The organism is Neorhizobium sp. PAMB6630 (genome assembly GCF_058242775.1).
On the sequence record NZ_JBZAYV010000002.1, the window covers coordinates 330,334 to 344,323 of the forward strand.

11 protein-coding genes are annotated in these 13,990 nt (G+C 60.1%); 8 read left to right on the forward strand and 3 right to left on the reverse strand.

The window, feature by feature from the left end; all coding sequences use genetic code 11:
- The first annotated feature begins 52 nt into the window (after positions 1–52).
- Both AC4CWF_RS20295 and AC4CWF_RS20300 read left to right on the forward strand, forming a co-directional pair.
- The gene (locus AC4CWF_RS20295) at positions 53–568 is read left to right on the forward strand and encodes a PaaI family thioesterase (protein ID WP_491287103.1); all 516 of its coding nucleotides are present in this window, start codon (positions 53–55) and stop codon (positions 566–568) included.
- Positions 569–584: 16 nt separating this feature from the next.
- Complete coding sequence (locus AC4CWF_RS20300) at positions 585–968, forward strand: hypothetical protein (protein WP_491287105.1); 384 nt, start codon at positions 585–587, stop codon at positions 966–968.
- A 3-nt stretch (positions 969–971) separates the two neighbouring features.
- Here AC4CWF_RS20300 and AC4CWF_RS20305 read toward each other — a convergent pair whose 3' ends face one another.
- The 3 genes from AC4CWF_RS20305 to AC4CWF_RS20315 all read right to left on the reverse strand — a co-directional run bounded on the left by AC4CWF_RS20305 (position 972) and on the right by AC4CWF_RS20315 (position 5,925).
- Positions 972–1,607, reverse strand: a complete 636-nt coding sequence (locus tag AC4CWF_RS20305) for a TetR/AcrR family transcriptional regulator (protein ID WP_491287107.1) — start codon at positions 1,605–1,607, stop codon at positions 972–974.
- A gap of 95 nt (positions 1,608–1,702) precedes the next feature.
- Complete coding sequence (locus AC4CWF_RS20310; RefSeq protein ID WP_491287109.1) at positions 1,703–4,816, reverse strand: efflux RND transporter permease subunit; 3,114 nt, start codon at positions 4,814–4,816, stop codon at positions 1,703–1,705.
- A complete protein-coding gene (locus tag AC4CWF_RS20315; protein WP_491287110.1) occupies positions 4,816–5,925 on the reverse strand; it encodes an efflux RND transporter periplasmic adaptor subunit in 1,110 nt (369 codons plus the stop codon). Before AC4CWF_RS20315 ends, AC4CWF_RS20310 begins: the two co-directional genes overlap by 1 nt.
- A 97-nt stretch (positions 5,926–6,022) precedes the next feature.
- Between AC4CWF_RS20315 and AC4CWF_RS20320 the strand changes: the two genes are divergently transcribed.
- The 6 genes from AC4CWF_RS20320 to AC4CWF_RS20345 all read left to right on the forward strand — a co-directional run bounded on the left by AC4CWF_RS20320 (position 6,023) and on the right by AC4CWF_RS20345 (position 13,872).
- Entirely contained in the window at positions 6,023–6,613 is a 591-nt protein-coding gene (locus tag AC4CWF_RS20320; RefSeq protein WP_491287111.1) for a TetR family transcriptional regulator, read from the forward strand.
- 75 nt (positions 6,614–6,688) lie between these two features.
- Positions 6,689–7,957: a beta-ketoacyl-ACP synthase II gene (fabF, locus tag AC4CWF_RS20325; protein WP_491287113.1), complete on the forward strand. Its 1,269-nt coding sequence runs from the start codon at positions 6,689–6,691 to the stop codon at positions 7,955–7,957.
- A gap of 4 nt (positions 7,958–7,961) precedes the next feature.
- Positions 7,962–8,993 carry a cell division protein FtsZ gene (gene ftsZ / locus AC4CWF_RS20330; RefSeq protein ID WP_491287114.1) on the forward strand — a complete coding sequence of 344 codons (1,032 nt, stop codon included), beginning with the start codon at positions 7,962–7,964 and terminating at the stop codon, positions 8,991–8,993.
- A 473-nt stretch (positions 8,994–9,466) separates the two neighbouring features.
- On the forward strand, positions 9,467–12,268 hold the full coding sequence (locus tag AC4CWF_RS20335) for an ATP-binding protein (RefSeq protein ID WP_491287116.1): 2,802 nt from the start codon (positions 9,467–9,469) through the stop codon (positions 12,266–12,268).
- A gap of 84 nt (positions 12,269–12,352) precedes the next feature.
- Complete coding sequence (locus AC4CWF_RS20340; protein ID WP_491287118.1) at positions 12,353–12,829, forward strand: hypothetical protein; 477 nt, start codon at positions 12,353–12,355, stop codon at positions 12,827–12,829.
- A gap of 107 nt (positions 12,830–12,936) precedes the next feature.
- A complete protein-coding gene (locus AC4CWF_RS20345) occupies positions 12,937–13,872 on the forward strand; it encodes an MBL fold metallo-hydrolase (protein ID WP_491287120.1) in 936 nt (311 codons plus the stop codon).
- Positions 13,873–13,990: the final 118 nt, after the last annotated feature.

A 13,990-nucleotide genomic window follows, 5' to 3' on the forward strand; every position in this document is an offset into this window, starting at 1 on the left:
CCTACGCAGACACAATGCCGGCTAGAGCGGAGTGAACAAAGGTAAAACGAACATGAGCGAGAAGGAGAAGACCATCCAAGGCTCCCCCGGACTGAACGTGGCGCAGTCATTGGCCAAAACCGGTCTCGACTATGTTGCAGGCCTGGCCGCCGGCCTTCATACGCGCCCACCTATGGCGGATCTGCTTCCATTCACGTTGATGCCGCCTGAAGCGGGCGCCGTGGAGCCCAGAGCCTTTCCAGAAAAGCGCTTCCTCAACACGCTTGGAACCGTTCATGGCGGCGGAAGCATGACCATGCTTGACACAGCAATGGCTGTCGCGGCCCACACCCTTTTGCAGCCGGAGGAATGGTGCCCGAAGCATGAAACCGCGGCCAAATTCATTCGTCCGATCGTCGCGGACTACTGCGAACTGCGGATCAGCGCTCGGGTTGTCGCGCGCAGCCGGATGATCATCACGCTGGAAGGCAAGATAGAGTCACCGACCGGCAAGGTCCACGCACACGGCACATCGAGCTGCGTCGTCAGCCTCAGGCGCGTGGCTAACGCTGGCCGTTCATCCCATTAGGAACCATTCCGAAGCCATGCCCAAAATTACCTATAAGCTGCTGCGTCTCGCCCGCGGGAAACGCTATGTCATCGCGGTTCAGGATCAGAACGGAGAAATCGAGCCGCACCCGTACTGGGAGGAGACGCAGGCCTTTTTCGCCCGACGGACGCCGGTCGAACACTGGGAGCAGGTGAGAACCGAGGTGTTCACACAGGTCTTCCCGCAGGCGCTGCCGGAAGGCTATTCGGTATTCGTGCGCATGGAGCGCAGGAACATCTGTCGGGGCGTCGTCTTATGGCGCGGCGCGGTCATCTATCCCCTGATGTTTTCGACGCTGGAGGAGGCCATATCGGCGGCCGTCCAGGATGAATGGGCCTTTGAGGTCCAGGCAAAAACGGAGTTTGGTCTCATGTGTTGACGTTCAGCGGGTGCGCGTCTCGGGCCGCCACAACGGGTTCAGCGCTTTCAAGACGAACCCGATATGCGCCTGCAGATCCGCATCGGCCTCTTTCTCGCTGTTCATTCTCTGCTCCACGAGAACGGGATGCAGATAGGCAACCATGGCCGTGACGACACCTTTGGCCATCGTGGTGATGGCAGGGTCCGGCAGGTGGCGCATGTCAGCGTCTCGCCCCATCATGGTGGCAAATCCCGTGGTCAGGGACTGGAAGTAGGCGTGATGCACCTGCCAATCTTCGAGTGCCGCAACCACCCACAGGGCATGCTCGTTCGGCTGGGAAACAACCCGTGCCCGCGCGCGGTGATTGAGCCTGGTGAGGACATTGGCTACCATGGCCGGCGCCGAGGTTGCGGCTCCCGCATCTTGGTCACGCCGGTCGAGTTCCCTCTGCGCCCAGCGAGCATAGACACGATAGTTGATCGAACTGCGCGTAGGAAAGAAGCGGTAGACGCTCGCACGACTCTTACCGAACTCGGCGGCAATATCCTCGATGGTGGTCTTCTGGTGGCCGATGTGGCGGAAGAGTTTTTCCGCCACATCCAAAAGTGCGTCGTGCATCTCATGATTCGTCTCATAGGCGGTGTCGAGGAGAGACATCCTTGCCCCCGTCGCAACAACATTTCGCAGATCTGAGACTTTCACAATCATATTCCCGCAACGGCGTCAGAGCGCACAGGCCTGTCGGATGTCGCTCATTCGGCCGCAAGCCGGAGAGGCTGATGCTCCACCTCTCCTTTGGACTGGGGTTGCGTGCCCGCCTTAGGCGGCTTGATCCGAAACCAGGTCGCGTAAAGCGCCGGCAGGAACAGCAGGATCAAGACCGTGCCGACAGCCGTGCCACCGATCAGCGTGTAGGCCATGGAGCCCCAGAAAACGGAGTGCGTCAGCGGGATGAAGGCGAGCACGGCTGCAAGCGCCGTCAGGATGACAGGCCGCGTTCGCTGCACCGTCGCCTCAATGACCGCATGATAATCGTCCAGACCAGCCGCCTTGTTCTCCTTGATCTGCTCGGTGAGGATCAGCGTGTTGCGCATCAGGATGCCCGCGAGACCAATCAGGCCAAGAATGGCGTTGAATCCGAATGGCTGGTTGAAGATGAGCAAGACAGGAACGACGCCAGCCAGTCCAAGCGGCCCAGTCAGCATCACCATCGTCATCGTTGACAGACTGCGCACCTGCAGAATGATGACGATCAGCATGGCAGCGATCATCACGGGAAAGACCTGAACGAGAGCGGCATTCGCCTTCAAGGACTCCTCGATATTGCCCCCCATTTCGATACGGTATCCGACCGGCAGCGATGCGATAAGAGGCTGAAGCGCCTGCATGACCTGCATTGAGACTTCCGGTGGTTGGCTTGCCTCGTTGATGTCGGAACGAACCGTGATCACGGATGTCCTGTCGCGGCGCTTCATGATCGGCTCCTCGAAGCGAACTTCGGCGTGGCCGATCTGGTCGAGTGGAACTGCCCTGCCCTCCCTGCCGATGAGGGAAAAATTCGACAGCTTCGACGGATCAAGACGTGTGTCGCCGCCGCTTCGCGCAACAACGTCAACATTGCGGATGTCTTCGCGAACCTGCGTGATCGGAACCCCCGTCAGCAGGAGTTGGAGCTGCTGACCAGCTTCGGCAGGTGACAGCCCGATCAAATTGAGACGCTCCTGATCCGGAACAAAACGAAGAACAGGTGTACGATTGCCCCAGTCACGATTGGCGTGCCGCACGTCCGGAACTGTCTGCATCAGAGATATTGCTTGCTCGGAGATTTCGTAGAGCTTTTCTGGATCCGGCCCCATGATCCGGAACTCGACGGGGAACGGCGTGAAGGGTCCGAAGACGAGTTGTGTAACCCGCACGAACGCTTCTGGCGCAAGTCCCGCCGAGATTGTTTCTCGCAGGCGTTCCTTCAGCGCTTCTCGCGCCTCGGCGTTGGACGTCAACACAACGATTTTCGCAAATGCTGGGTCCGGCAGCTCGGGCGACATCGCAAAGAAGAAACGGGGAGCGCCTTGGCCGACATAGCTGGTAACGATCTTCGTCTCCGGCTGCTGCTGTATCCAATCTTCCAGTTTTGCGACTGTCTCGGTGGTCGTCTTGATGCTCGTTCCCTCCGGCAGACGGACCTCAACGAGTACCTCCGGGCGGTCCGATGTCGGGAAGAACTGCTGTTTGACTGAACCCATGCCGACGACGGACACACCCATCATCACGACGACAATGCCGCATGTCATGAACTTGTGCCGCACGACAAATTCGATCACGCTGCGCAGGCGTCGATAGTTGGGCGTGTTGTAGATGGCGTGATGACCACCTTCGACCGGCTTGATGTTCGGCAGCATCTTGATGCCCAGATAGGGGGTGAAGATGACCGCCACGAGCCAGGAGACGATCAGGGCGAAACCGACAATCCAGAATATGTTGCCGGCATATTCCCCGGCCGCTGAGCGGGCGAAACCAACGGGCATCAGACCGATGATGGTGACCAGCGTGCCCGACAGCATCGGGGCTGCCGTATGGCTCCAAGCATAGGCTGCCGCCTTAAGGCGGTCCATGCCCTCTTCCATTTTGACGACCATCACTTCGATCGCGATAATGGCATCATCAACGAGCAATCCGAGCGCCAGGATGAGTGCGCCAAGGGTGATGCGGTCAAAGAACCTGCCCGTATCAAGCATGATGATGAACACGACACCGAGTGTGAGTGGCACGGCAAGTGCTACCACGATCCCGACGCGCCAGCCGAGGCTGACAAGACTGACGAAGAGCACGACGCCGAGCGCCATCGCGAACTTCATCATGAACTCGCCGACGGCTTCCTGAATGTTGACGGCCTGATCACTGACTTTCGCAAGGGTGTTTCCGAGCGGCAGCGCCTGCGCGATCTGCGAAGTTCTATCTTCCAGTGCCTTGCCCAGTTCCAGGCCGTTCCAGCCTTGCTGCATGACGACGCCAAGCATGATGGCCGGTTCGCCATCATGCCTGATCACGAAGGTCTCTGGATCCTGATAACCGCGGCGGACTTCAGCAAAGTCAGAAAGCTTGATAGTGCGTCCGCCGGCAACAATCGGGGTGTCCGCCACCGCCTGAACACTGTCATAAGCGCCGTCGAAGCGCATGAAGACCTGTGGCCCGCGAGTATCGATCGTGCCTGCGGGCGTGACCGTGTTTCGGCGCTGCAGGGCGGCAGCGACATCCTGCGGTGAAATACCGAGCGTCGCGAGCTTCTGATAGGAGAACTCTACGAATATCTGCTCAGGCTGTTCGCCGAGAATGTTGATCTTCTTGACGCCCGAAACATGCAAAAGATCCTGGCGGATCGTTTCGGCCTGCCGCACAAGATCTCGCTTGGGCATGCCCTGTGCTTTGAGAGCATACAGAGCAAAACTCACATCGGAGTATTCATCGTTGACGAAAGGACCGAAGACGCCTTGAGGGAGGTTTCGAGCCTCATCTCCAAGCTTTTTGCGCGCCTGATAGAATTCGTCTTCGACCACGGCAGGGGGCGTGTTGTCCTTCAATGTCACGGTCATGTATGCGAAGCCAGGACGCGTCGTGGTCTCGACGCGATCATACCAGGTCAGTTCCTGTATGCGCTTTTCGAGCGGTTCGGCGACGAGATCCTGCATCTCGCGGGCCGTGGCTCCGGGCCACACCGTAGTGACGGTGAGGGTCTTGATCGTGAACGAAGGATCTTCGGCTCGCCCCAGTTTGATAAATGCGTATGCGCCGGCTGCAGCCAGAAGAACGATGAAGAACAAGGTGACGGCGCGCTCGCGAACGGCGAGCGCTGAAAGATTGAAGCTCATCAGTTTGCGGCCTCCGCCTTTTCGACGTTGGTGCGCACACTGGCGCCGTCCTGCAGCAGATGGGCTCCGAGAGCCACGACCGTTTCACCGGATCTGACATCGGTGACAAAAGCCGTCTCCTCACCGATCCGTTCAACCGCGACCGGGCGGAAATGAACCGTTGACGTCTTGTCATTGAAGACCCAGACCCCCGTTCGGGTCCCATCGTCGAGTACGGCCCCAAGCGGAACTTCGGTATAGTGTGCATGGGTGCTGTTTTCGACACCGATCGTCACTGTAGCGCCCAAAGGTGCGGCCGCGGCGGCTCCTTGCAGGACCCAGCGCGTCTCATATGTGCGTGTCTGCTGGTCAGCGGCATCGGAAATTTGCCGCAGGACCGCCGTTTCCTGTCCGCTCTGACCATAGATCGTGGCGCGCGCGACCGTACCGATAGCAGGCCTCATGGTCTCAGGCATCCACACCAGTGCCTCGCGCGGACCGGCCTTCGCGAGCCGTATGACCGGCTGTCCTGCGGACACCACCTGACCGGGTTCTGCGAGGGTCTCGACGATCGTGCCATCGGCATCGGCCAGCAGCACGGCATAGGCCACTTCGTTTTCCGCGACTGTCGCATCGGCCTTGGCCGCAGACAATTGCGCCGCTGCGGTATCAAGAGCTGCCTTCGCCCGTTCGTACTGCTGGGTAGAGGCCGCATTGGATCTGACGAGAACGGCAAAACGCTTCTCATCCGCCTGCGCCTGCACAAAGGTTGCCTGCGCGGCAATGACGGCGTTGCGTCTGGCGGTCAGGGACAGGCTGAGGTCGTTGCTATCGATGCTCAGCAAAGGCTGACCGGCTCTCACCTGCTCGCCGACACCGACAAGCCGTTCAACGATTTTGCCGGGCACCCGGAACCCGAGATCGCTCTGCACCCTGGCTGCCACAGTCCCGGTGAACGTTCTGTTGCCCGCTTCGGGGCTTTTGACCATGGCCAGGCTCACAAGAGGCGGCAAGGTGCGAGGGTCCGCGGCAACGGCTTCCTGAGTTGCCGGCGGGAGGAGAACAATGGCAGCCGCAACGCCGGCAAGGGCCGCCAGCGCGACAGTCGCGAGCAGGAATTTTCGTTTCATGACACCAACCTTCTTGACGGGAGCATCCCAATTCATAGATTGCATCCTAACTCTAAAAGCATTATAGATGTCAATATAAATCTAAATGGAGACCGTCATGAGAGTGAGCCGTGCCCAGGCGGAAGCCAATCGGGAGACAGTCATCAATGTCGCAAGCCGGCTTTTTCGGGAGCATGGCTTTGATGGGATCGGCCTGAAGGACCTGATGAAAGGAGCAGGCCTCACCCAAGGCGGCTTCTACAAGCAGTTCGAATCCAAGGAGGATCTCGCAGCTTTGGCCTCACGCCGCGCCATGGAGAGCGCAACGCGCCGATGGTCCTCTGTCGCAGCCTCGAGCGCCGATCCGCTTCAGGGTGTCCTTGACCTCTACCTCTCAGCCGATCATCGAGGCGAAACCGGTGACGGTTGTCCGCTTGTCGCCCTTGGTGCCGATGCGGCGCGCCAGAGTGAGGATGTCCGACAACCATTTCAGGACGGAATCAAAGCGCATCTGCAGGTCCTGGAGGACCTCCTGCCTGCCACAGACAGCAAGGAGATCCGGGCACAGAAAGCTGAAGTCATGCTTGCACTGATGGTCGGCGCGGTCACGCTGTCGCGGATCGTGACGGATGAAACACTTGCCGAGCGTCTGCTGGAAACGGCGGCTGCGCAAGCCAGACGCCTGGCTTGCGCAGAGACGGTCGCGTAGCGGCCTCTTACTTTCCTTTTCACGTTTTGAATGCCCGGCATCCGTGCGACCGCGGATCCCGGCGATGGAGTTGTCATGCGTCGTATTGTTGTCACGGGAATGGGTGCCGTCAGTCCGCTCGGCGCCAGCGTCGAGAATTCCTGGAGCCGCCTTCTCGCCGGTCAATCCGGCCTTCGTCGCCTGCACGACGACATGGTCGGAGACCTGGCATCCAAGGTTGGCGGTGTCGTCCCGACGATCCAAGAGGACCCCGAAGCTGGTTTCGATGCAGATCGCATCCTACCCCCCAAGGATCAGCGCAAGGTGGATCGCTTCATTCTGTTCGCATTGGCGGCGGCAGACGAAGCCCTCGCACACGCCGGATGGAGACCCGTCTCAGAGGAGGACCGCCAGAGGACGGCAACGATCATCGCATCGGGGATTGGCGGCTTCCCGGCGATCACCGAGGCGGTCCGCATCGTCGATAAGAAGGGTCCTCGCCGTCTGTCGCCGTTCACCATTCCGTCCTTCCTGGTCAACCTCGCCGCAGGTCAGGTGTCGATCCGCCACGGGCTGAAGGGCCCGCTTGGCGCGCCGGTGACCGCCTGCGCGGCGGGCGTCCAGGCGATCGGTGACGCAGCCCGCATGATCCGGGCGAACGAAGTCGATATTGCCGTGTGCGGTGGAACGGAAGCCTGCATGAACACCGTGAGCCTTGGGGGCTTCGCGGCGGCGCGGGCTTTGTCGACCGGCTTTGCCGAGACCCCGGCTGCTGCGTCGCGGCCTTTCGACATGCTGCGCGACGGATTTGTTATGGGGGAAGGTGCGGGCATCCTGGTCATCGAAGCCCTCAGTCATGCCCTGGCGCGTGGGGCGACACCACTGGCGGAATTGGTCGGTTATGGCACCACGGCTGATGCCCATCATGTCACGTCTGGTCCGGAAGATGGATCCGGGGCTGCCAGAGCAATGCAGATCGCGATCAGACAAGCGGGTATCGCCCCTTCCCGGATTCAGCATCTCAACGCCCATGCCACATCCACCCAGCTCGGAGATCGTGGTGAAATCGAAGCGATCAAGTCCGTGTTCGGGACAAAGTCGGGAATAGCGGTCAGCGGCACCAAGTCCGCAACGGGCCACCTTCTCGGAGCAGCCGGCGGCCTCGAAGCGATCTTCACGATTCTCGCGCTGCGGGATCAGGTCGCGCCACCTACCTTGAATCTTAACTCTCCCGATCCGGCCGGCAGTAGCATTGATTTCGTCGCCAACAAAGCACGGTCACTCCCAATGGAATTCGCAATCAGCAATGGCTTCGGCTTCGGCGGGGTGAATGCCAGCGCGCTATTTCGGCGCTGGGACGCCTGACGCCATGAAAACGAAGCCAATGCCATCGCTCGGAATGAGTGCCTGGACGCCGAGGATTGCCGTTATCGGCGTCGGGGGCGGCGGCGGGAATGCGATCAACACAATGATTGCAAGCAGCAACGCGGATGTGAAGTTCATTGCCGCCAACACAGACGCCCAGGCCCTGGCTTCCTCCAAGGCCGAACATCACGTGCAACTCGGCAGAAACGTTACGCAAGGGCTGGGAGCAGGTTCTCGGCCGGAGCTAGGTCGCGCTGCGGCGACGGAATCGCTTGATGACATCATGGCGCATTTGGAAAATGTGCAGGTGTGCTTCCTTGCCGCCGGAATGGGTGGCGGCACAGGAACAGGCGCCACACCCGTGATCGCACACGCCGCCCGTCAGGCGGGCTTGCTCACAGTTGCGGTGGTGACGGAGCCCTTCACTTTTGAGGGAACGCACCGGGCGCGCCAGGCAAAGGACGGTATACGATCTCTGGTCGAGGCAGCCGATACCGTGATTATCGTTCCAAACCAGAACCTTTTCCACCTTTCGAATGCGACGACAACGCTTGATACAGCATTCCAGATGGCTGACACGGTCCTTGTTGAAGGGGTCATGTCCTTGGTGGATTTGATGCGGGCGTATGGCTTGATCAACGTGGACTTCGCCGATGTTCAAGCGGTGATGAAAAACATGGGCCGGGCGATCATCGCGAGCGGCACGGCCGCAGGGAGCGGTCGCGCAAGAGAGGCTGCCAGAGCGGCGATCGACAATCCCCTTTTCAGGGGGACAAGCCTCGAAACTGCAAGAACCCTGCTGGTTTCGATGTCCGCGACAAGGGAATTGACACTGTTCGAAGTCGATGAGGCGGCAAATTACATCCGTGACCACGTTAATTCGGACACGGATATGATCCTTGGTACCAATTTCGACGCCACACTCGCTGAAAATCTGAGAGTGTCCATTATCGCTGCAGGGCTGAATGGCCCGGCCGATGTGGTGGTGCTCGCCGAACACCTCCGGAAGCAGCGTGCCCTTGCAAGCGCCTCATGAAGCGGGGCCTCCAGTAAACAGGTCAGGCAGAACAATGTTCAGACGTCTTCGGCGTTGGCGCGGGGATCAGCAGATGTGCGAAATTTGGTCTTTGATGGGCCCTGCCGGTCGTCTCCGCCTTGAACGGAATCGAACCGTCGACCTGACATTACTTTAAATGCGAACTGGCAGATAAACGCGCCAGATCAAGCACCTGGCCCACTTGGAATGTCGGGAAGGGGGCCGGAAACGGACTGTCTGCTGTCAGGTTGCCACTCCCAGGAAGCAGCCGGTGTTTGGTCCGATCACCTTTTAGGCAACCCAATGCCCCAGCCGTCGGCGGATAGCCACCTTGCATTCTCAGCTCACGCCTATGGCTGTCAGGTAATGGTCCGAGGCTGTGCCAAATCGAGCACTCTGCCCATACCCTCTTTGCGTGCGACGCGAAGCTGGCTATTGTCAACTTTCGATGGACGTAGCGGATCAACTGGCGAATGGCGGCCTGGATGGATGGGAATGACATCGTGGAAGACGAGGTCCAGTTCGGCCCATTCGTCTTGAAGTCGGGAAGGCGAACCCTGACGCGGGACGGCAGCCCGGTGACCCTGGGAAGCCGGGCCATGGACATCCTTGCCTGCCTGACCTCGAATGCCGGAAGGATCCTCACGAACGCGGAGATCATTCGGCATGCTTGGCCGGATACGTTTGTCGATGAAACCAATCTGCGGGTCCACATCTCAGCTATCCGCCGTGCGCTCGGTGACACCAAACGCGAATCCTTTTACGTTACCAATGTACCGGGCCGTGGCTACACCTTCATCGCCAAGGTGACCCGGAAGAAGAACCCCGCAACCGAGATGCGGCAACCCGGCGCGGCTCAGGTCGTTCGCATGGAGCGTCGTGTGAACGCGAAGCTCTTCGGACGGTCTGACGTGGTCGAGAGACTGTCCGAGCAACTGCCGGATGCGCGACTTCTCACCATCGTCGGGCCGGGTGGCATAGGGAAATCCACCGTGGCGCGTGCCGTGCTCGGCCGATCTTCCGCCGAGGTGATCTGGGTCGATCTTGCCGAACTCAGCTCAGGTGAGCTCATATCGACGGAGGTGGCCTCGAAGCTCGACATCCCCTCGCGCAACGACGACATTGACGGTGAGATCGCAGAGGTGCTGGAGGGACGTGACATCGTCATCGTGCTCGACAGCTGCGAGCATGTCGTTGATGAGGCCGCGCTTTTCGTGGAATCGATACTGGGTCGGACCGCGTCCCCGCGGTTCCTTGCCACGAGTCGGGAGCCCCTGCGATCGGACGGCGAATGGGTTCACCGCCTGAGCCCCCTGGATACACCCGAGACGGGAATGACCGTCGCCGAGGCGATGGAATCGCCGGCCGTGCAACTGTTCGTGGAACGCGCCGCCGCCTGCCGGGGTGGGTACAAGCTCAGCGACGAGGATGTCTCCCATGTCGTTGAGGTCTGCCAACAGGTCGATGGCATCGCGCTCGCGATCGAGTTGGCCGCAGCTCGTATGGACACGATGTCAGCCAGGACGCTCTCAACATCCCTGAAAGACAGTTTCCGGGTGCTGAGCAGGGGTCGGCGCACTGCGCTGCTGCGCCACCAGACACTACGCGCCACGCTCGACTGGAGCTATTTCGTCCTTACGCCGGACGAGCAGAGAGCAATCCAGCAGCTCTCGATCTTCCGCGGTTGGTTCACGACGGGCGCCGCTTCCGCAGTTCTCGGCGACACCGACGAGGTCGTCTTGAACCTCGTATCGAAGTCGCTGGTGGTTGCCGAGCCCCTGTCGGATACAACCCGATACCGCCTGCTCGATACAACGCGCTTCTACGCTGTCGAAAAACTGCGTGAGAGCGGGCAGTACTCATCCGTCATGTCCCGCCTCGCGCAATACCTTTCTGAACTGTTTGAAATGAGCGAGCAGGACCTCTATTCGGCCTCCACTGAGGACTGGTCCGAGGATTTTGCACAGCATGTTGCTAGTCTGCGGCTGGCGCTGGACTGGGCGTTCGAGCCCGGCGGAGACGAATTGTCGGGGGTCCGGCTGACAGTGGCAGCGTTGCCGCTACTCTTTCGGCTTTCGCTTCTCGATGAATGCTTCGACTGGGTGACAAAGGCCATCGCCTATCTCGACGCGCACCCCGACCTCGACGAGCAGCGACGGATGAAGCTGTATACGGCGCTGGGATGGCCGCAGATGCGGTCGACCGAGGTGCCTGAAAAGGGCGTCGACGCCTGGACGGCAGCGCTGCGGATTGCCGAGCGCCTCGGTGATATCGACTACCAGCTGCGAGCCATCTGGGCGTTGTGGGTCGACGCGATCAACCGCGCTGAACCCCAGCTCGGCCTCCAGTTCGCCCACAGGTTCGCGACTGTGGCGGCAGGATCGACTGATCCTGTCGATAATGTCGTGGCCAAGCGCATCATGGGCGCGACGCTGCATTGGCTCGGCCGCCACGCCCAGTCCCGCGAGCTCCTTGAGGATATGATCATCGAGTATGATGCGTTACCCGCAGGGCATACTACGCGATTCCAGTTCGACCAGCGGATCACCGCGAGGATTATCCTCGCCCGCGATCTCTGGGTGCTTGGCGACGGCGATCGCGCGCTGGCCGAGGTGCAGTCCAGTGTCGAGCAGGCGATCTCGATCGGGCATGAGCTGTCGTTGACGAACGTCCTCGCAGAGGCTGCATGCCCCCTAGCTCTTCTGGAAGGCAGGCTCGACCTCGCGAGGGACTACATCGCGCTTCTCAAGGACCATACCAAGTCGCTGTCCCTGGATGTCTGGAACTCCTACGCAAGCTGCTTTGAGGCCGAGGTCAAGCTTACCGAGGGCAAAGCTGCCGATTGCCTCGTCGAACTCAGGGGGAGCATGTCGGTGCTCGACCATGCGGGGTTCAATTTGTTCAGAACCTATTTCCAAGTGGTTGAGGCGCGAGCACTCGCCGCGCTTCAGAAGTTTGCCGAAGCCAACGAAGTCATAGACCGGGCGCTCGCCCACTGCGAGTCTTCGGGCGAACGGTGGTGCAAACCGGAACTCCTTCGCGTGAAGGGTCAGTTGCTTTGTCACGGATCCGGGCAGAACGCCCCTGCAGCCGGAGCGGAATGGATCGACGCGGCCGAAGCCGAGGCTGAATCTCAATCAGCTGTCGCATGGCAAAGAAGACTTTCCGCTGACCGGTCTCGGATGCAGCCAAACGGCGATAAGAAAGCCGAATCTGGGATGGTCGTGCAACCTACGAACAAGCGCGACCGACCCGATCACCGCGCTTTCCACTGATTTGCCGTCTTTACACTGATTTACAACTCCTCACTGGTCCCTCGTGCCGTGCTCGAATAGCCTTTTGACAACTGAGGCAAAGGCATGGTCACCGTTCAACGCAGAGTACTGATCGTCCTGGACGGCGAGCATAGCACGGGCGCGCCCGACCGGGAGCTCGCGCGTGGCGTGGCGATGGCATATTGCGAGCTGCGGCGTTTGGGAGCCGAGGTTATATTTGCATGTGATCGAGGTGGGTTTCCGCTCGTCGCCGGACACATGCGGAGGTTCTCGGAAGACCCTGTAGTCGCAGGCTTTCTCTCCGACCATATCGCCCGCAGCGACATCGCCGATGCGCTCTCCATCGAGCAGATCGTCGTCGACGACTTCGAAGCGGCAGCTTTCTTCCTGACTGAGACAGCCGATGTCGAAGCCGCCTCGGCGCTCAAGCTGGCTTTTCTCGACCAGGGCAAAACGGTCGTGCTTTCAAATGGGTCGCCGTGGAGCAAGACGCGCGATGATGCCCGCATCATTCGAAGCTCGGCAACTGATCTTGAATGGATCAGCCAGCTACTGCAGTAACCCCATACGGTCGCTTCTTTCGCAGCCATTTACAACCATTCACTCGTCCGCGTGCGGGGACGATCCCACAATCGGCGTGCCTTTTCCAATCCAAGGGAGACACGTCGATGACCCGTTACCAGCCTCATTCTACCAATCGAAGGGAATTCCTCTCGCTCGCAGCGAGTGCAGCGCTGGCGGGCGCTGCAGGTACTCCTGCCTACGCCGCGGTTACCCACCGTTTCGCCCATGGCGATTTCGACATATCCGTCTTCAGTGACGGTTTTCTCACGCTTTCCGCAGACATCCTGCTCCCTGACGCACCCCCTGAAGTTCGTCTTCCGATCCTCGCGTCCCTGGGTGGTGACATGACGAGCGCACCCGTTCAAGCTAACGTTCCGCTCATTCGCTACGGCGACGACCTGATCCTGATCGACAACGGCGCGGGCGGAAACTTCCAGCCCAGCACCGGGCGGCTTGCGAACAATCTCAAGGCTGCGGGCGTTGATCCGGCCTCGATCACCAAGGTCGTGTTCAGCCATGCGCACCCAGACCATTCCGGTGCAACCATCACCGGCGACGGCAAGGTCCTCTACCCCAACGCTAAATACTATGTGGGCCAAACCGAGTGGGACTTCTGGACCGACAAGGACTTTGAGCTTCGGCGGCCAGCGGCGCTGCATGGCTTCGCCAAGGGTGCTCAACGCGATCTGTTCGCCGTAGAGGACCGGACTACCTTTGTGAGGAATGGTGACGAGATCGTGCCCGGAATGTCGATCATCGATACTCCGGGGCATACACCGGGACACATCTCCGTCGAACTCGGGGGGCGCGACAACCTCGTCATCACTGGCGACGCCTGCACCAACGACGTGATCTTCTTCCAGCATCCACATTGGCATTTTGGCTTCGACACCGACGCCGAGCTCGCTCTCAAGAACCGCCGCGCCCTCCTCGATCGCGCTGCGACCGAGAAGCTCAAGCTTCTTGGCTATCACTGGACCTATCCAGGCGTGGGTTACGCCGAACGAAAGGGCGACGCCTATCGGTTCGTGCCCGCCTGACCGGCATGGGACCAGAATTTCGAGGGGGCCGGGCCTGCGGCCTGGTCCCCTTCTGTTTGCCCGTGATGTGATCGGAATTTCGATTTTCACGGATTTACGACCGTTTACTCGCGTTACA

Coding starts and splice junctions, on each gene's coding strand:
- AC4CWF_RS20320 (WP_491287111.1), top strand. CDS start 6,023: ATGAGAGTGAGCCGTGCCCAGGCGGAAGCCAATCGGGAGACAGTCATC.
- fabF (WP_491287113.1), top strand. CDS start 6,689: ATGCGTCGTATTGTTGTCACGGGAATGGGTGCCGTCAGTCCGCTCGGC.
- AC4CWF_RS20310 (WP_491287109.1), bottom strand. CDS start 4,816: ATGAGCTTCAATCTTTCAGCGCTCGCCGTTCGCGAGCGCGCCGTCACC.
- AC4CWF_RS20315 (WP_491287110.1), bottom strand. CDS start 5,925: ATGAAACGAAAATTCCTGCTCGCGACTGTCGCGCTGGCGGCCCTTGCC.
- AC4CWF_RS20295 (WP_491287103.1), top strand. CDS start 53: ATGAGCGAGAAGGAGAAGACCATCCAAGGCTCCCCCGGACTGAACGTG.
- AC4CWF_RS20340 (WP_491287118.1), top strand. CDS start 12,353: ATGGTCACCGTTCAACGCAGAGTACTGATCGTCCTGGACGGCGAGCAT.
- AC4CWF_RS20305 (WP_491287107.1), bottom strand. CDS start 1,607: ATGTCTCTCCTCGACACCGCCTATGAGACGAATCATGAGATGCACGAC.
- AC4CWF_RS20300 (WP_491287105.1), top strand. CDS start 585: ATGCCCAAAATTACCTATAAGCTGCTGCGTCTCGCCCGCGGGAAACGC.
- ftsZ (WP_491287114.1), top strand. CDS start 7,962: ATGAAAACGAAGCCAATGCCATCGCTCGGAATGAGTGCCTGGACGCCG.
- AC4CWF_RS20335 (WP_491287116.1), top strand. CDS start 9,467: ATGGCGGCCTGGATGGATGGGAATGACATCGTGGAAGACGAGGTCCAG.
- AC4CWF_RS20345 (WP_491287120.1), top strand. CDS start 12,937: ATGACCCGTTACCAGCCTCATTCTACCAATCGAAGGGAATTCCTCTCG.